Raw genomic sequence first — 18,656 nt, forward strand, 5'->3', positions numbered from 1 at the left:
AATAAAACTCATCCAAAATGTGAACAGAAAACAATTGGATATGGGTTTTATCTTTCCGTATAGAGTAAAAGTTTTAAGCGTTGAAACTATAAATAACAACGTAATTCTTTTAAAAATTGAAAAGCCTTTTAGATTTGAATTCCAACTCGGACAAGTAGTTGACTTAAGTATTTTTAAACCCGGATTTGAACTTTCGGTAGCTTCGTTTACAATCGCCAATACGCCTTCGGAAAATCATTTGGCCTTTATAATTAAAGTGTATCCGCGAAAGGGACTTACCGAAGCGATTTCAAAACTAAAACCCGATGAAATAGTTCAAATTTCTACCCCTTGGAATTCGTACGCATACAAGGGTAGTGGAACTTTTATAGCGGCGGGCGCGGGAATAACGGCCTTTTTGCCAATTTTTGAAACCATTGAAGACAAAGGTATAGATGTAAAACAGGAACACAGTTTAATTTATGCAGATAAAAGTAAAAGCGATGTTTTATACTACAATAAATTAAAAAAAACCTTTAATAATAAACTGTCTGTTATTTTAAGTAGGGCAAAATCTAGAAACCTTTCTTTTGGGAAAATTGACGAAGATTATCTTTCAAAATTAATCAGCAGTACAGAACAATACTTTTATATCTGTGGCCCCCGAAGTTTTGAAAAGGAAGTTAAAACGCATTTGGTTACCATTGGCGTTAAAAAACGAAATATTCAAACAGGTTACAACCTATAATACGTGTGATAGGTTTTATTTTAATTTAGAATTATTGTCTTTTTAACAACTTCAACCTTCTTGGTGGTAATACTTCAATATTGCTCTTTCAATATTTAACATAACTAAAAAATGATCTGGATTTTTTTGTAACCGGATTCAATTTTATGAATCTAAAACTAAAGAATCGAAACCTCGAAATTGATTTTTCGAAATAGGGAGAGATTATTAATTCACAAATAAAACCTAAAGATTATGAGAAAAAAAATTATGATTTATATGTTGCTGCTCGGCGTATTTACGTCGCTGGGCTTATACAGTTGTAGCAATGATGACGATGGCGATACCGGTAGGTTGGCACCTGGAGAAGGCAGTTTAAACCTACCTCCCTTAGATGCCCAATTGGTACAGGAAGGGCAAGATATATTCCGTTACGACACTTTTGGCGATGAAACGTTTTGGACAGATGTGTTACAGATGAATGAAGTTGTAGAAGCTGCCGTAAGTCCGAATACCGCATTGGCAGTAGGGTTAAAAGTAGATGCCGAAGCATTGCCACCTGCCGTTGTTGAAGCCATCCAAAATGGACAAGTTGATTTGGACGATCCACAAACTACGCTCGTGCTTTTACAGCTTAATGCCGTGGTTGGGGTGCAAGGTGAAGTAAGCGAAAATGCCGATGGCTCTTTAAAGCTAGATAGAATGGGAATAACCTGTGCATTATGCCATTCCACAGTAGATGATTCTTTTGCTCCGGGAATAGGAAGCCGATTAGATGGTTGGGCAAATCGTGATTTAGATCCCGGGCTCATTATATCATTATCACCAGCCTTAGATCAACAAACAAAAGATGTTTACGCCTCTTGGGGTCCGGGTATATATGATCCCAGATATAGTAACGATGGGTTAAATAACCCTGTTGTAATTCCGCCAGCTTATGGTTTATATGGTTTGCCAAAGGCAATTTTTACCGGCGATGGTGATGTTGAACACGAACCAGCAGGACCAGTGGCGTACTGGAATAGATACGTGGCGGTAACGCAAATGCGTGGCCATGGGTATTTTGCAGACCCACGTCTTAACTTAGAAGTAGATCACAGAGAAGGCGATGATTTAGTTACAGACAAACTCCCTGCTTTACAGGCCTATCAGTTTTCAATTTCCGCACCAACGCCACCAGCAGGTTCGTTTGATGTTGCTGCCGCTGCACGTGGTAAAGAACTATTTTCTGGAAAAGCGCAGTGTGCGAGCTGCCACAACGGACCATTATTTACAGATGTTGTAGATGGTGGAAAACTTCATCCTCAAAGTGCATCGGTAGCGGTAGATAAAGATTATGTTAAACGATCTGCTACCAAACAATGGAGAGTTACTCCACTGAAAGGTCTTTGGCAACACCCACCGTATTTCCACGATGGTTCCGCAGCAACCTTGGCTGATGTAGTGAATAGATATAATGAAGTAAATAATCTCGCCTTAACCGGTTCTGAAAAGGATGACCTTACTGAATATTTGAAATCGCTATAAGAAATTAATAGTCTAAAGGTTGAAACACACTTAGAATTTTCAGATCCACTTTTTTTATATGCATCTCTTTTAGAGGAGTCTATCCCCAGTTAAACTGACCTCTAAAGAGATGCATTTTTAGTAAATGAACTAATGATTGTTCAACTTATTATCGTGTTTTTAAAATCCAAAATTAGCAATCACTTTATATCAAAATATATGTAAAACGATGACCAAAAAGAAAGGCGTCATTGAAGATCAATCTAAAAGTACAAATATGAAACTTAATAGAATTCTTTATATAATTCTGGTTTTGATATTATTTACAAGCTGCAAAAGTAAATTGATATATCAAAGTATCGACTTTGAAAACAATTATAAATTCAATTCTGAAATTCAAGAAGAACTTGTTAAAGATACCGTGGCCTGGAAATATCAAATTTCAGCAGGAGAATATGCAATCAATGGAGATTATAAAAATGCATTAGAACAATGGGATGTCGCATTTCCAGGGAGTGCTAAAACACTTTCTCAAAAGCAAATCGATTCAATTATTGCCAAATACAAAATTGTACCAGCAATAAATTATATAGTTGAACAGGCAAAATCAAACCAAATTGTCATCATAAATGAAGCACATTACAATTCGTCCCATCGCGCTTTTACTGAAAAATTACTTCCAAAACTATACGAAATTGGATACACAAATCTCGGACTTGAAGCCTTAACCAACGGCGAAAATGTAGATTCCCTACTCAATAAAAGAGGCTATCCTATTCAAGAAAGTGGATATTATACTAAAGATCCAAAATTTGGAAATTTAATTAGAACCGCTCTACAAAATGGGTATACCGTTTTTCCCTACGAACGCACCTCTAGGACAAACGGAAAAGAAAGAGAAATTGAACAAGCGGAAAACATAAAAAAGATTATTGATAAAAATCCCAATGAGAAATATATTATCCATTGTGGTTTTGGTCACGTATTAGAAGGAGATGTTCAAAATTGGGAAAAGGCTATGGCAGGAAGACTGTATGAATTTACAGGAATAAATCCACTGACAATTAATCAGACCAAGTATAGCGAAAGAAGTAAACCCGAATTAAATAATCCATTATTAGAAGCCTTGGCTTTAAGTGAACCCTCTATACTACTCGACGAAAATGGCAAACCACTAAAGTATACCAAAGAAGAAAGTTATACCGATATAGCAGTCTTTCATCCAATTACGAACTATTTAAATGACAGGCCAAACTGGCTATTTGATTCAGATAATAAAGAAATCAAGATTGATTTAAAGGATGTAAACATTTCATTTCCGGTGATGGTTTTGGCTTATTTTAAAGATGAGGATACTACTAAAGCTGTTCCTACAGATATTATTGAAATTCAAAATAAAAATGCTCTTGGACATCTCGCTCTAAAAAGTGGAACCTATGTTATTGTAGTCACTAATAAAATGCGAAGATCATTAAAGTTTGAATTGAAAGTGAAATAAATATTTCAGTCTAAAACGAAAACAAAATGCACATCCCCAATTATTTTAAAAACGAAAATTTAGAAGAGGTTAAAAACTTCCTGATTCAAAATAGTTTTGGGATTTTGATAAACCGGACGGAGGAAAGATTGACCGGAACCCATATTCCAATGGAAATCGATAAAAATGAATATGGAGAAGATGTACTGGTGGGGCATGTTTCAAAAGCGAATCCGCAATGGGAAAATTTTAATGACAAAGAGGAAATACTAGCAATTTTTAACGGGCCACACGCCTACGTTTCTTCTTCTTGGTACGAAAAAGAAAATGTTCCTACTTGGAATTATATTGCAGTACACGTTTACGGGGAAATCAGAATTATTGAAGGCGATGAATTATTAGATTCTTTAAGGAAATTAGTAAACAAGCACGAAAGGAATTCTGAAAATCCAGTTTCTGTAGAAAACATGTCAAGTGAAACGCTTAAACAAATAAATGGAATCGTTGGGTTTAGTATAAAAATAAATGAAATTCAAGCCGCCTATAAACTTTCGCAAAACAGAAACCAAACTGATTATCACACTATCATTGAAAAGCTCGAAAAAAATGGAAACCCTATTTCAGATGAAGTTGTGACTGAAATGAAAAAAAAATCAATTAACTGTAAATTAAGGCGATGAACTATTTAATAAAACAAGCAAAATTTATTCCTTTATTATTCTTTGTTCCAGTCACTATAGCTGGGTTTTTAGTCCCTAGTTACAGCATGATAAAACAACAAGGAAGCGAAATTACATTGACAACCTATAAAACCGCAATTTTTATTTTAGAAAGCGGGGCGCTTTTGTCTGGCTTATCCGGTATTTTATTGGCTTTGGGAATTATGCTTAAATATAAAAGGTTCTATCTCTCAAGCGTAATATTAATTGTATTTAGTATTTCCATGATATCTAATGGATTGTTCCCTATGGGTAGTCCAATGCACGGATTTTATGGAATTGGTCTTTCACTTATGTTATTGCCATTTATTAGTTGTTATGAATTAAAAAATGAAATGGTAAGAAAGACCTTTTTTAAGATATCTATAATTTCTGGCTTTGTAATGTTCATATATTTCTGGTCAACGATCGTTGGTTTGGACCCTCAAGATTATCAGGGGTTAACACAAAGAATAGCAGCCATATTTATGTTTGGATGGATTGCATATTTGGCATACGAATTAGAGAAAAGCGTTTCGATGTAACGTAGATATTGCATAGAACGAGTCATTGGAAATTCAAGCCGCCTATAAGCTTTCCCAAAACAGAAACCAACCTGATTATCACACTATCATAAAAAAGCTCGAAAGTACAGGATATCCTAACCCAAAAGGAGTAACTGAAGAAATGAAAAAAAAAATCAAATAACTATAATTTTAAAATCAAAAACTGTAACCAATTTAAAATTTTTATTGCCTTATCTATAAAATAATGAAAGAAATAAATCGAAGTATCAGACCACATTTTTTAATACTTTTTATGCTTTTTGCATTTTCTTGCAAGACAGGAATACATTCTACATTTCAAAACACAAGCAAATTCCAAGAAGAACATCCCAACTTTTCATCAAAATTTGAAAACCAAGTAAAAGACATCTACAAAGAAAAAGAATTGTATGGAGATTTTATTTTTGCTGTAGTTGATGAAAATGGATTGGCTTATTCATTTGCTCTCAACAGAGATATTCTAAATGGAAAAGTATCATCTCTTGACAATAATTCCCCTATTTATATTGCATCTAGCACAAAAGCATTTACAGGAACGCTACTCAAAATATTAGAACAGAAAAAGATACTCGATTTAAACAAATCACTTAATGATTACCTGCCACAACTTGATTACAGTGACAGTATAGACACAAAGAAAATCACAATTAAAAGCCTTTTAAATCACACTCACGGCACATTTAGCACAAGTATGACGTGGAAAACAGCTTTTTTGGGTTATAGCGGTAAAAATGAAGAATTAATCAACGATTTAAATACAGACTTTCTTTATGACCCATCAGGTAAATTTCGATATTCGAATGTTGGACCAATTATCGCAGCTATGGTCGTAGAAAATGTTGTAGGAAAAACCTGGAAAACAGAAATGAAAGACTATATTTTTAGACCATTAAAAATGGAAAACACTAGTGCGAATGTTAGTGATTACAACTTAAAAAACATTCGTCCATCACTTACCATTTCCGAAGAAAGAGGGATTATTGAAAAAGGTTTTTATAAAAAAGACATTACAATGCACGCAGCAGGCGGTATAATTTCAACTATAAATGACCTTTCAAAATGGTTAAGTGTAAATATTAGAGAAGACAATATTTTGCTGAATAAAAATTCTTGGTCAGAACTTCACACTTCTACCACACCTCAAGACAAAGAGTATTTCAATTACAATCGCACTGGTTACAGTTTAGGTTGGGATATTGCTGAATATCAGAAAGAAAAGATATTAACACGTTTTGGAAACTTGGCGGGAATAAGTTTTCATATGTCATTTATGCCGAATAAAAAAATTGGAATTATTGCATTTTCAAATGATAACAGAGCATATCTATTGCCTCATCTAATGGCAGATTATGCTTACAATATAATAAATGGATTATCAGCAGACAGTATTTTCAAGAGTGAGAAACCAAAATTTGAAAAAGGTTTTGAAAGGGAGAATGAAATTTCATATCCTAAAGATTCACAACTTTTAACAGAAAGTAAGGTTGCGGACAAAATATTGGGTACCTATCAAAATACAGAAAATTGGCCAGCCATTTCCATTGACAATAAAGATAATCATTACATTTTAAAGTGGGGAATTTTGGATGGAAACATCTATAAAAAAGAAGAAGGTAGTTACTTTAGTAATTTAGGTGTGCTAACAAGAGATTTTGAAATAAAAAATGATTCCCTTGTAAGTGGATCGCTAATTTTCAAAAAATCGGAGGAATAAAAACTGCATACAATTACTTCAACTACAGATTTAATAGACCCTTCAAAATAAATCTTGTAACCTTTTACTGCTAAAATCATCAAATATGAGGAACTTGACTTTCGCAGTCTTAAAACTCTATCCATTTTATTACCTCCTGTTTGCCATAGCCTTTAGGTTGTATTAATAGAGAAATGATGATCGCGAAAGTAATAAATTCGCATCGCGCTTAACGGATAAACAACTGCTCTTTTACATATTACGAGACACATATAAATTCGATGCTCACAAAACAAATTAACAAATGTCAAGTTTAAAAAAAATTCTATTCTCCACCCGTACCATGACGGTTCTTTTGCTGCTATATGGCATTTCCATGGCTGTGGCAACTTTTGTGGAAAATGATTTTGACACGCCCACCGCGAAAACACTAGTTTACAATGCAACTTGGTTCGAAATTTTAATGCTTTGGCTGATACTCTTATTTGTTGCAAATATTAAAACCTACAACCTTACAAGACGAGAAAAATGGCCAATACTGGTATTTCACTTGGCGTTTATTTTTATGTTTATTGGTGGCGCAATTACACGCTACGTCAGTTTTGAAGGGCAAATGCCGATAAAGGAAGGACAGACCACCAACGAAATTATCAGCGACCTCACTTATTTCAAACTCAATGTAAGTGATGGAAGTAAAATGCGGATTTATGACAAGAACTCATATATGATGTCTTATTTTAATTCCAAAGACACCAAATGGCCATTCAAAAGAACATTTGAACAAAATTATCGGTTTGACGACAAGGTTATTTCTTTAAAAACCCTAAACTATATTCCACTAGCCAAAGACTCGCTTCAAATAACCGAATCGGGAAAGAAGATGCTCAACATCGTAACCATAGGGGAAGGTGGTAGAGTGAATAATTATATTCCCGAAGGTGAAATCAAAAATATTGATGGTACAATGTTCAGTTTTAACAAACCGGATCAAGATGCGGTTCAACTAATGGAAAAGAATAGCGTTTTAATGCTTACCCTCCCAACAGATGGGCGATACATGTCTATGGAAGGGCAGCAAAAGGGCGTAGTAACTGATGCTACATTATTGGCGCAACAATCGGGAAATATTAAAGCGAATAAAACGGATACGCTGAATCACAGAACACTTTACACGGTAAGCAACACTAATTTTATTATTCCCGAAAGTGCTTTTAACGGAAAAATAGTTTATTACAAAGGCGACAAAAACAATCCGATGGACAAAAATCTTTTGGAAGTTATTCAGGTAGAATTAAAATCGGGCAATGAAATTGATACGCTATTGATAAAAGGTGGAAAAGGCGTTACCGAACTAAACAAAACTTTAAAAATTAATGGGCTAGATGTTTCTTTAGGATTTGGGTCGAAGATACTTAAAACGGAATTTGAATTGCGTTGCGACGACTTTCTTTTAGAGCGTTATCCAGGTTCAAATAATCCCTCATCTTATGAAAGTAAGATAACGGTAATTGATAAGGGATCAGAGAATCAGCACCATGTATTTATGAATAACGTTATGGATTATCGTGGATATCGGTTTTTTCAAGCGAGTTATTTTCCAGATGAAAGCGGCACAATTCTGTCTGTAAACGCCGATTGGTGGGGAACAAGAGTAACCTATTTTGGATATTTCCTTTTATTTTTAGGAATGTTTTTTACACTTTTTTGGAAAGGCACTCATTTCTGGAGTTTAAATAATACACTAAAGAAAATGCATAAAAAAAATAGCTCCCTTCTGTTTTTTTTATTCTTCTTCGGAATAGGTCTTGCTACAACGCCTAGCTTTTCACAGGATTACACAGGGAAAATTGCAGATACTACGTTGCAGCCGAAACAAAAAATTGGTCCCGATGCTCAATTTGCATCCCGTGAAGCATTAGGTTCTAATCGAATAATTAATTTAAAACATGCAGAAAAATTTGGACGTCTTTTAGTGCAGGATTTTCAAGGACGAATTAAGCCTGTTAATACCCATTCGTTAGAGTTGCTCAGAAAAATCTACAAAAAAGACTCATATAAAAAACACAAAATCACTATAACTCCTGAACAATGGTTTATTTCTATGCAAATAGATCCGGGATTTTGGGCAAATGAACCTATTATAAAAGTAGGTTTAAAAGGAGGAGAAAAGCTCTTAAGGGAAACCGGAGCCAATGCGGCGGGATATACCACATATACCAATCTCGTAAATCCAAGTACAGGGGTTTATAAATTAGACGCACAAAATAACGCATCTTTTAGCAAACGAAAGGCCGACCAATCTAAATATGACAAGGCGGTGATAGCGGTTACGGAACGCTTTAATATTTTTAGTAACATCGCATTTGGGTATTACACCAATATTATTCCTGTAAAAAACGATCCACGACAAACTTGGAGAAGCTGGATTTATAGTACGGAGGAAAACGCCGTTACCATAGACGAAAACGCCTATAGCCTATTAACCCCCTATTTTGAAGGTGTAAAAAAAGGTTTAAAATCCGGCAATTGGAGTAAAGCCAATAACAGTATTGAAACTATAAGCAAATTTCAGCAAGTTTGGGGAAAAGCTATTGTACCGTCGCCATCAAAAGTTAATTTGGAAATTATTTACAATCGTATAAATATATTTTTTTGGCTGATGATAGGGTACAGCATTTTAGGTGTATTTATGATTATACTCGGATTTGCTGAGGTATTTTCTTCAGAAACAAAATATAATAATTTTATTCGCCTCTTAACCAAAATACTGCTGGGAATAATGGTTTTTGCCTTGACCATTCAAGTGATTGCCTTAAGCATTCGCTGGTGTCTTTCCGGGCATGCTCCTTGGAGCAACGGTTATGAGGCGATTGTATTTATTTCGGCAATTGGAGTGCTTTCTGGCTTGCTTCTCTATAGAAATAGAAATGCTTTTATACCTGCCGCTGGAGCTTTGGTAGCCATGATAATGATGGGATTTGCCCACGGCGGATCTATGTTAGATCCTCAAATTACCCCGCTGGAACCAGTGTTAAAATCGTACTGGCTTATGGTTCACGTGGGTATCATTACCTCCAGTTATGGCTTCTTTGGACTCTCGGCCGTATTAAGCGCTATTGCCTTAACACTATTGAGCGCTAAACCTACCCAAAAAATTAAACGCGCGATTAAAGAATTAACTATTGTGAATGAAATGGCTTTGACCGTGGGAATTTTTGCCCTCGCTGTAGGTACTTTTTTAGGCGGAATGTGGGCAAACGAGAGCTGGGGACGATATTGGAGCTGGGATCCCAAAGAAACGTGGGCTTTTATTTCGGTTATATTTTATGCCGTGGTTCTCCATTTGCGATTAGTTCCAAAACTTAGGGGAAAACTCATCTTTAATGTTGCGAGCCTTTGGGCTATATGGTCTATTATATTTACTTATTTCGGAGTGAATTATTATCTGTCCGGATTACATTCATATGCTGCTGGCGACCCCATGCCAATTCCGGCTTGGATTTATAGTACGGCTGCGGGGATGCTCATATTATCTTTAGTGGCTTATTTCAGAAATAAAGCAAATACGAAAACAAAAATCAGTAAAGCACCACGGAAAAGTTTAGGGTAAACAAATCAAAAAATTAAAACAATAGAATATGAACACTTCATTTAAAATTTGGAAGAAAAATAGAGAGCAATTGTTGGCATACTTCAACAAATATTCCTTGGAACAATTAAATAAGATTCCGTCGGGGTTCAGTAATAATTTAATTTGGAATATCGGACATGTAATTGTTGTACAACAAGCGCTAGTTTATAAAGGTTCGGGTTTAGAAGGTTACGTTTCGGAAGAATTATTCAAATTATATATGCCAGGAACAAAACCCACGGGAAATACGTCACAACAGGAAGTTGATGATCTTAAAGGGCTCTTAATGCTTCTTTTAGAAAAAACAGAAGCTGATTTTCGGAATGGAAAATTTGTAACCTATAATGAAAGAAAGGTTGGTGAAGGATTTATTTTGTCATCATTTGAAGATGCACACCAATTCAATAATTATCACGAAGGGATGCACTTCGGATATATGATGAACATAAGAAAATTTGTGTAATCCACTTACGATTGAGGTTGGGTTGTAAATGCGCGAAAGGACTTTTTAAACGCGAGTTAAAATTTTAAGCACTTAAACCCCAACCTTTGGTAAAAACTTGATAAGACGAAGACAACCAGAATAAATGCGGACTTCAATTTTTTTCGTTACAAACAATTGTAGAAACTATTTTTGAATCGAATTCAAAAACCTATTTTTCATTTTATTCTTCGCGAATTTTCCACCAAAAAAAGTGGTTGAGGTTATACTACTGTTGTCTTTAACCCCGCGCGAAGCTACACATAAGTGATTGGCTTCAATATAAATGGCAATATCGTCAGTTTGCAAAAGCTCTTTAAATTTTTCACCAATTTCCATAGTAAGTCGCTCTTGTATTTGGGGTTTACTGGCAACAAATTGTACGATTCTATTAATTTTTGACAATCCTATTACCCGGTCCTTTGGAATATATGCCACGGCGGCTTTTCCAAAAAAAGGTACAAAATGATGCTCGCAATAAGAGTAAATTGTGATATGATCAACCAAGATCATTTCTTTATAATCGCTGGTGTTCTCAAAAAAAGAAACCTTTGGAGAATTGTTTTTATCCAATCCTTTAAAAACATCATTCACATACATTTTTGCCACCCTTTCTGGGGTTTTTTGCAAGCTTGGGTCATCTAGGTCTAAGCCCAACGCCTCCATTATTTTACCGAAATGGTATTTTATGGATTCCATTTTTTCTTTATTGCTGTCATCCTGAACGTCAATACATATTTTATTGTTCGGAAAGAATGCTGTTTCGATATTTTTTTCTCCGTTGATTTTCATGTCTTTACTATAATGTTCTATTGGTTTTTGTGAATTCTAAAAGTTAGCCCGTGCTGGTAACTTTTAGATGAAAACCTATGAAAAAGGTTACAAAACTGTAACTGAAATGGGCTATTAGCATCTAAATTAAAACAACCTCTTATGAAACTTAAAAACGTAGATCAAAAGGAACCTACAGAAGCATTGATAATAGAGAAAATTCTCGACGGACAAATTGAACTTTTTGAAATTTTAATGAGACGTTACAACGAATTGCTATATAGAACCATTAGAAGCTATATAAGTACAGAAAGCGATGCGGAAGACACTATGCAAGATACTTACATCAAGGCATTTCAGAAACTGTATCAGTTTAAAAATGAAGCAAAATTTTCAACTTGGCTCATCCGAATAGGAATAAACGAAGCACTGCAAAGAAAGCGTAAAGCGCAAAAACTTAGAACTATTGCCATACAGCAAGAAGACAGAGTGCTACAGATTGAAGATCGCACAATTATGGATCCTGAACGCAAAACTATGTATAAAGAATCGTCACATTTTATGGAAAAAGCGATAGATACGCTGCCCGAAAAATACAAAATCGTGTATATGCTAAAAGAAGTGGAAGGCATTGGTATTTCAGAAATTTCCAGCAGCTTAGATCTTACCAACAGCAACGTTAAGGTGCGCTTACACCGAGCCCGTATCATGCTTCGCGATTCAATATTGTCGCTTACAGATCATACCACTGTTTTTGATTTTGGCAATTCAAAATGCGATAAGATTGTTGCCAATGTAATGGACTATATTTTTAACCTGAATCCGCAACATTAAAAGGACATTGTTAATAGCTACATACTTTTAATGAAAGAAGATATTATGGAGTCCGAGGATTCTGTATTGCATAAATCGAAATAAAATCATCATAAAATTATAGTAGTTACCTAATAAACATATAAGGCTATGAGTTTATTTTCCGATGAATTAAAACGTGTTATTATTTTTGGTTTCCTTATTGTCAACATTGTTAGCTATAGTCAGAAGACTTATACTGGAACTGTTTTAGATCAAAATGGACAGCCATTATCAGGAGTGGAAATTATGTTGGAAAAACACTCTTCTAAAGGAACTATAAGCGATTTCCACGGGAATTTTAAAATTAATTTAGAATCTGAAACCCTTGTTAAAATAACGCATTTAGGATATAAACCTGTACGCTTAACTCTTTCAGAAAAATTTACTACCATTATCCTTGAATTGGATTCCGAACTTTTGAATGAAGTTGTTATTTCTGCAAGCCGCGAGCAGCAAAATAGGCGCGATATTCCAGCTGCTATCAGCGTGCTAAGTCCAACTACTATTGAAAACACTAAAGCGGTAGAGCTGGAGCAGCTTGTTAATCAGGTGCCCGGGGTCTTTATGTCTGCATCTACCGTGGCGAGCAATGAAGAACATATGATGGCCGTTCGTTCACCAATTACTACCAAGGCGCTTTTTCTTTATTTGGAAGATGGTATTCCCATTAGACCAACGGCAGTATTTAACCACAATGCATTATTGGAAATGAACGGAACATCTTTCCAAAAAATAGAAGTTTTAAAAGGACCTTCATCTAGTATATATGGCAGCGATGCCATTGGAGGCAGTTTTAATTTTATAACGAAATCCCCAACTAAGGATTTCCGTTCGAGTGTAGGTTTTGAAATCAATGATATGGGCCTTAAACGTTACGAGCTCGAAATGTCTCAATACACCACTGAAGACTTTGGGTTTTATATTGGGGGACATTATGTAGAAAGAAAAAACGGACCAATGGCGCACAGCGATTATGAAAAATTTGCGCTCACCTTTAAAACGGTCCATCACGTTAGTAAGACAACATCTTGGAGCAATGTTATTGATTTAATCGATTATCGCTCAGATTCCAATGGCGATTTGAGTACTGTAGATTATGAAAATGGAAACTATGAAAGCGATCAGACTTTTACCGAAAGAGTAGCTAAAAGTTTTCGCTTCAGAAGTACGCTCACTAAAACATGGTCTTCAAAAAATAAAACAAACTTCAACTTTATATTTAGAAATAATGTACTTGGCCAAATACCCTTCTATCGGATAACGCAATTTAAAGATGATGGCCAGTTAACTGGTGAAGCAATAGGTGAAATAAACTCAGATCGGTTTAGGAGCATAGTTGGCTTGATACAGCATAAATTGGATTTCGATTTTAAAGAATCTACCCTTATTATCGGAGCGTCCTTGGATTTTACCCCGCAGGAATATATTGCTAACCCAATTGATATAATTGTGGACACAGAAACTGGACAGAACTTAGATTATCAATTAAACCCAGACAAGTTTATATTGAATTATACCGCTGATATTAACAATTTTGCGGGTTATTTGCAATACGAAATCTCCCCAGTAAACGCTTTAAAAATAACTACAGCTTTACGTTACGATAAGTTTGAATACAATTACAACAATCTAATTGAAAGCAGCGCTGGAGCAAAGGACACCTATTCAACATACAATCATTTTTCCCCGAAATTTGGTGTAAACTATAATATCTCTAATGCCTTTGGCACATACGCCAGCTACTCAAACGGATTTACACCACCCCAAGCATCAGATCTTTACCGCAATAATTTTGTGGAAACGGGAGGTAATGTTTTTAAACTTAAACCGAGTACATACCACAATTTTGAAGTTGGAGGATATTATCAACCAAGCGTTAAGTTTAAATTTGATTTGTCGTTATACCTTTTAAATGGTGAGAATACATTGGTTAGTTTACGGGATGACAGCGACAATTTTTTTAACGCTAATATAGGGTCAACCCAATCGATGGGAATTGAATACGGTTTTAAATATCAATTTCTCCCTCAGTTTTCTATAGCACATAATGGTAGTTTCGCCTCCCATCGCTACATTGATTTTTTTGATCGTGGCGTAAACTATTCGCACACTGACATGGCCGCTGCACCAAAAATCTTAGGTCAATCTCGCCTGAATTACACCCCAACATACTTTAAAGGATTATCAATTGGGCTGGAATACGAAGTTGTTGGTGGCTACAATACCAGTTTTGAAGGACAGGCAATTACAAATCAAAATTTACCGACCACTGCAACCTATCCCGGTCATCACGTTTTTAATTTGACTGCCTTGTTCAGAACTAAAAAAATTGAGCTATGGGGGCATTTATTAAATGTTTTTGACACTCTTTATGCAGTCCGCTCAAGCTATAATGTATTTCGGAAGGAGAACACATTTACAGTAGGTAGTCCGCGTGCCTTTCACTTTGGTATTAAATATCATTTTTAACGTTGGGCTTAATAAAAATGAGGTTTAACCACCTTGAAATTTTTTATGAAAAAGAACCTTAAATTACACCAATGGTTGATGAAATGGCATTTTATTTCAGGAGTAATTATTCTCCCATTTGTCTTGATACTATCAGTTACCGGATTTATATATCTTTTCAAGAATACCTATGAAAGCCCACAGATTAGTGATTATCGGAACTTAGATGTAAAAAATGAGCGCCTCACTTTTCAGGAGCAATGGGAAATTGCCGGAAGAAATAGTAGTGTTAAACCACATTCCGTAATTATTTCTAGTAAAACAGATGAAGCAACTGAATTTATTTCAGGAAAATTCGCAAATGTGTCTCATCTATTTGTTAATCCATACAATGGAGCCATCACTGGTGAATTTTTCGAAAATGAAAGCCCAATGGGGGAAGTTCGTAAAATGCACGGATCGTTGTTTCTGGGTGTTTGGGGTGGCAGAATTATCGAGCTTGTTGGCTGCTGGTTATTCGTAATGCTGCTAACGGGAATTTACATTTGGTGGCCAGTTAAGAAATGGAGTGTATTTGGTTTTTTTATTCCGAGAATAAAGCGAGGGAGGCGTACGATTTTCAGGGATATTCATGCAATTTCAGGTTTTTGGATTTCAATCTTACTCGTAATGATTCTGGCTGGAGGATTACCTTGGACGGAAGTTTTCGGAAATAATTTTAAAAAGCTCCAAAAAATCACGAACACGGGTTATCCTGCTACTTGGGACGGACAAGGACTGCAATCGTGGCCTACTAAAAATGCAATGTCGCTTGATGAAATGATTCTAGTTGCAAAAAAATACCCGCTACTAGGAACAGTGAGTTTGCGTTTTCCCAAAGGTAAAGATGGAATATTTAGTGTTTCAAATACATATTACAAGAATCTAAACGCCCAAAAAGTTATCCATTTTGATCAGTATTCTGGCAGGGTGCTAGCCCTCCATAAATGGTCGGATGTGGGATTTTTAATGCGAGGTAGAATGTGGTTAATGGCCTTCCATCAAGGTCAACTAGGAGCTTGGAACTTTCTACTTATTGCTTGTACCGCTTCCCTGTTGTTTATTATGAGTCTTGCGGCTATCATTTCATATCTATTGCGAAAACCGAAGGGAAAGCTACAGGTTCCTAATGTGCCTTCCAATTTCCACCCTGGGAAATATATTTTCTTAAGTATTGTAATTTTAGGGCTTATACTCCCTTTATTTGGATTGAGCGTATTGCTAATTGCCTTACTTAGCAGATTGCCATTAAGTAAAAAACAAGCTAAAAATTCTTGATTTCTTTTGGGTGCATTCATAAATATACTTAAACTTTGGTCGTGGTAATCGGTATTAAATACGATGTGTGAAAGCTTAAAGCTAAATGACTAAAATTATTATTTCTAAAAATTTTATGATGCTATATTATTTATACTGCAAAAATTAAACATTGTCAATTATAAGTAATTTAGAAGTTTAAAGGACAATTGCGGCTTATGAAATATATTTCAGACAATATTTTCTATAATTTTTCACATAAAAACTAAGGCTACAATTAAGAATGCCATTATCTTTAGGGTTTTTCAAAATAATATGAGGCAAACCCTTTTTGAATTTATTGTGAAACTGGGAGCTTTCCTAAGACACACCTTTAGGAAAGATAATCCAAAGCTTCCGTATATTCTTATAGTGTTGGCAGCGTTAATTTTAGTAATTGCTGGAACGAGTATTTTTATTGAATTAACCGAAACATTAAAGGAAGAGGAATTAGATCTTTTTGATCAACAAATTGCAGAATTTGTAATTTCATTTCGTTCAGATACACTAACTAAGTACTTTGTTTTTATAACGAATATAGGTGATTTATACGGCTATATTATAATGCTTATACTTGCAATTATAGCCTCCGTTTTATACTTTAAAAACTGGAAGTATATTCTTCAAACTGTTTTTGTTTTACTGTTGGCTTCAATCTCTAATGTAATGTTAAAGCGCTTGGTAGATCGAGCACGCCCAGGTGGTGAACATTTGGTGGTTGTAGAAACCTTGAGCTACCCCAGTGGGCACGCTATGAGCGCCATGGCCTTTTATGGTTTTTTAATTTATTTATTCTCCAGATTTAAAATAAATAGATGGCTTAAATACCTTATTATCGCCGTATTGATAACCATGATTTTAAGCATAGGCCTTAGCCGAATTTATCTCGGCGTCCATTTTCCCTCCGACGTTGCCGGTGGATATATTGCAGGGTTAATTTGGGTGTTTTTCTGTATTTTGCTTTTTAATCTCGCCGAAGTATTTAGAAGAGATCCAAAAGTGTAATCTGTAAATACGTCTCTAAAAATTAAACCCTCCCCGTAGGATTCCCGTGCCTACTAAAACCTTCAATATTTTGTCTAAAATACACGTTCAGATAGTAAGGGTTCCTTAGCTTTGTACTGCAAGAGGGGAGGGCTTATATTATTTTAGTCATAGCTATTCTAGCAAGGCTTAACCACAGCGTCAATAGATTTTTGAGATAGCATTACAATGATCAAAAAACGAATATTACAATTATTAGGCTTAGGCGTTTTTGGAATGCTGCTGTTAATCTTCATTTCAAATTATACCATTGCGAAAACAACCGAAAACAAAACATTTTCGAATGTTTCAACTATACAAAAAAATAGAGTTGGGCTATTATTGGGTACAGCCAAATACTACAAAGAAGGTGGGATAAACCTATATTTTCAATATAGAATTGATGCCGCTGTGGCATTGTATAACAACAACAAAATTGATTTTATTTTGGTGAGTGGCGATAATAGAACGCTAAACTATAATGAACCTATAACCTTTAAAAAGGAATTAATTAAACGGGGAATCCCCGAAGAGATAATTTTTTTAGATTATGCAGGTTTCCGAACTTTAGACTCTGTAGTGCGCGCCAATGCAATTTTTGGGCAAGTAAACATTACCATTATTTCGCAACAGTTTCACAATGAAAGAGCTATTTATATTGCCGAAAAAAAAGGAATCAACGCCATTGGGTTTAATGCCCGGGATGTTGATGGTACTAATGGCATCAAGGTAAAATTGCGTGAATACTTTGCGCGAACGAAGGCTTTTTTAGATATAATATTTCACGTTGAACCTAAATTTTACGGAGAATCCATTGAAATTAAAAGAGTAAAAAAAGTAGATACAATACTAGAAGTAGATAGTCTTGAAATAAAGCAAGCTGAAAATGAACTTTAAGTATATAGACGAACAGACGTACGCAAATATTAATTATGCCGAAAAACGATTGGAAATTGCCGAATATGAATATTGTACTTTTAACAATTGTAATTTTTCAAACAGTTTGCTCTCCGAAATCAAGTTTTCGGAATGTGAGTTTATTCAGTGCAATTTCAGCAATGCTAATTTGGCAAACGCTTCTTTTCAGGATGTAAAGTTTGCAAATTGCAAAATGCTCGGTTTGCAATTTGAAGCATGCAGTCAATTTGGTTTCGCCGCAACTTTTCATAGCTGCCAATTAGATCATTCAATTTTCTTTAAAATGAAATTGAACAGAAGCGCCTTTGTAAATTCGCAATTGAAAGGGGTAGATTTTAGTGAAGCAGATTTAAAAAAATCGAAACTCATTGGCTGTAACTTGCAAGATGCAACTTTTCAAAATACAATTCTGGAGTTGGCAGATTTCCGAAACGCGACTAATTATTCCATAGATCCCGAACAAAACCGAATAAAAGGAGCAAAATTTTCGATGCCAGATGTTGTAGGGCTTTTGGATAAATATCTGCTTAAAATTGAAAACTGATTTT

Annotated in this window: 15 protein-coding genes; 14 read left to right on the forward strand and 1 reads right to left on the reverse strand. The window is 35.1% G+C overall.

The genetic code is table 11. From position 1 onward, the window contains the following. Positions 1-19 precede the first annotated feature (19 nt). The 8 genes from VZD24_RS13140 to VZD24_RS13175 all read left to right on the forward strand — a co-directional run bounded on the left by VZD24_RS13140 (position 20) and on the right by VZD24_RS13175 (position 10,740). Positions 20-727 carry an FAD-binding oxidoreductase gene (locus VZD24_RS13140; protein ID WP_279447326.1) on the forward strand — a complete coding sequence of 236 codons (708 nt, stop codon included), beginning with the start codon at positions 20-22 and terminating at the stop codon, positions 725-727. 234 nt (positions 728-961) lie between these two features. Next, positions 962-2,233, forward strand: a complete 1,272-nt coding sequence (locus tag VZD24_RS13145) for a hypothetical protein (RefSeq protein ID WP_342687881.1) — start codon at positions 962-964, stop codon at positions 2,231-2,233. A gap of 208 nt (positions 2,234-2,441) precedes the next feature. Further along, positions 2,442-3,710 carry a hypothetical protein gene (locus VZD24_RS13150; RefSeq protein ID WP_342687882.1) on the forward strand — a complete coding sequence of 423 codons (1,269 nt, stop codon included), beginning with the start codon at positions 2,442-2,444 and terminating at the stop codon, positions 3,708-3,710. A gap of 26 nt (positions 3,711-3,736) precedes the next feature. Beyond that, positions 3,737-4,369, forward strand: a complete 633-nt coding sequence (locus VZD24_RS13155) for an FMN-binding negative transcriptional regulator (RefSeq protein ID WP_279447329.1) — start codon at positions 3,737-3,739, stop codon at positions 4,367-4,369. Then, the gene (locus VZD24_RS13160; protein WP_342687883.1) at positions 4,366-4,932 is read left to right on the forward strand and encodes a DUF998 domain-containing protein; all 567 of its coding nucleotides are present in this window, start codon (positions 4,366-4,368) and stop codon (positions 4,930-4,932) included. The genes VZD24_RS13155 and VZD24_RS13160 overlap by 4 nt, the downstream gene beginning before the upstream one ends. 226 nt (positions 4,933-5,158) lie before the next feature. Further along, a complete protein-coding gene (locus VZD24_RS13165) occupies positions 5,159-6,667 on the forward strand; it encodes a serine hydrolase domain-containing protein (protein WP_342687884.1) in 1,509 nt (502 codons plus the stop codon). A gap of 283 nt (positions 6,668-6,950) precedes the next feature. Next, positions 6,951-10,256, forward strand: coding sequence for a cytochrome c biogenesis protein (locus VZD24_RS13170; protein ID WP_342687885.1), 3,306 nt, complete (start codon positions 6,951-6,953; stop codon positions 10,254-10,256). A gap of 28 nt (positions 10,257-10,284) precedes the next feature. After that, a complete protein-coding gene (locus VZD24_RS13175; RefSeq protein ID WP_342687886.1) occupies positions 10,285-10,740 on the forward strand; it encodes a DinB family protein in 456 nt (151 codons plus the stop codon). 165 nt (positions 10,741-10,905) lie between these two features. Here VZD24_RS13175 and folE read toward each other — a convergent pair whose 3' ends face one another. Beyond that, positions 10,906-11,550 carry a GTP cyclohydrolase I FolE gene (gene folE, locus VZD24_RS13180; protein ID WP_342687887.1) on the reverse strand — a complete coding sequence of 215 codons (645 nt, stop codon included), beginning with the start codon at positions 11,548-11,550 and terminating at the stop codon, positions 10,906-10,908. A gap of 141 nt (positions 11,551-11,691) precedes the next feature. On the opposite strand from folE, the gene VZD24_RS13185 reads away from it, so the two are divergent. From VZD24_RS13185 to VZD24_RS13210, 6 genes are all read left to right on the forward strand, one after another. Next, the gene (locus VZD24_RS13185) at positions 11,692-12,363 is read left to right on the forward strand and encodes an RNA polymerase sigma factor (protein ID WP_279447336.1); all 672 of its coding nucleotides are present in this window, start codon (positions 11,692-11,694) and stop codon (positions 12,361-12,363) included. 129 nt (positions 12,364-12,492) lie between these two features. Beyond that, entirely contained in the window at positions 12,493-14,853 is a 2,361-nt protein-coding gene (locus VZD24_RS13190; protein ID WP_342687888.1) for a TonB-dependent receptor, read from the forward strand. 45 nt (positions 14,854-14,898) lie between these two features. Further along, positions 14,899-16,149: a PepSY-associated TM helix domain-containing protein gene (locus VZD24_RS13195; RefSeq protein ID WP_342687890.1), complete on the forward strand. Its 1,251-nt coding sequence runs from the start codon at positions 14,899-14,901 to the stop codon at positions 16,147-16,149. A gap of 294 nt (positions 16,150-16,443) precedes the next feature. Further along, positions 16,444-17,172 (forward strand): phosphatase PAP2 family protein, encoded by a 729-nt coding sequence (locus tag VZD24_RS13200; protein ID WP_279447339.1) that lies wholly within the window; start codon positions 16,444-16,446, stop codon positions 17,170-17,172. 207 nt (positions 17,173-17,379) lie between these two features. Next, positions 17,380-18,087, forward strand: coding sequence for a SanA/YdcF family protein (locus VZD24_RS13205; RefSeq protein ID WP_342687891.1), 708 nt, complete (start codon positions 17,380-17,382; stop codon positions 18,085-18,087). Beyond that, on the forward strand, positions 18,077-18,652 hold the full coding sequence (locus VZD24_RS13210; RefSeq protein ID WP_342687893.1) for a pentapeptide repeat-containing protein: 576 nt from the start codon (positions 18,077-18,079) through the stop codon (positions 18,650-18,652). The genes VZD24_RS13205 and VZD24_RS13210 overlap by 11 nt, the downstream gene beginning before the upstream one ends. Positions 18,653-18,656 lie beyond the last annotated feature (4 nt).

This window comes from Aequorivita flava, assembly GCF_038742595.1.
Classification (GTDB): Bacteria; Bacteroidota; Bacteroidia; order Flavobacteriales; family Flavobacteriaceae; genus Aequorivita; species Aequorivita marisscotiae.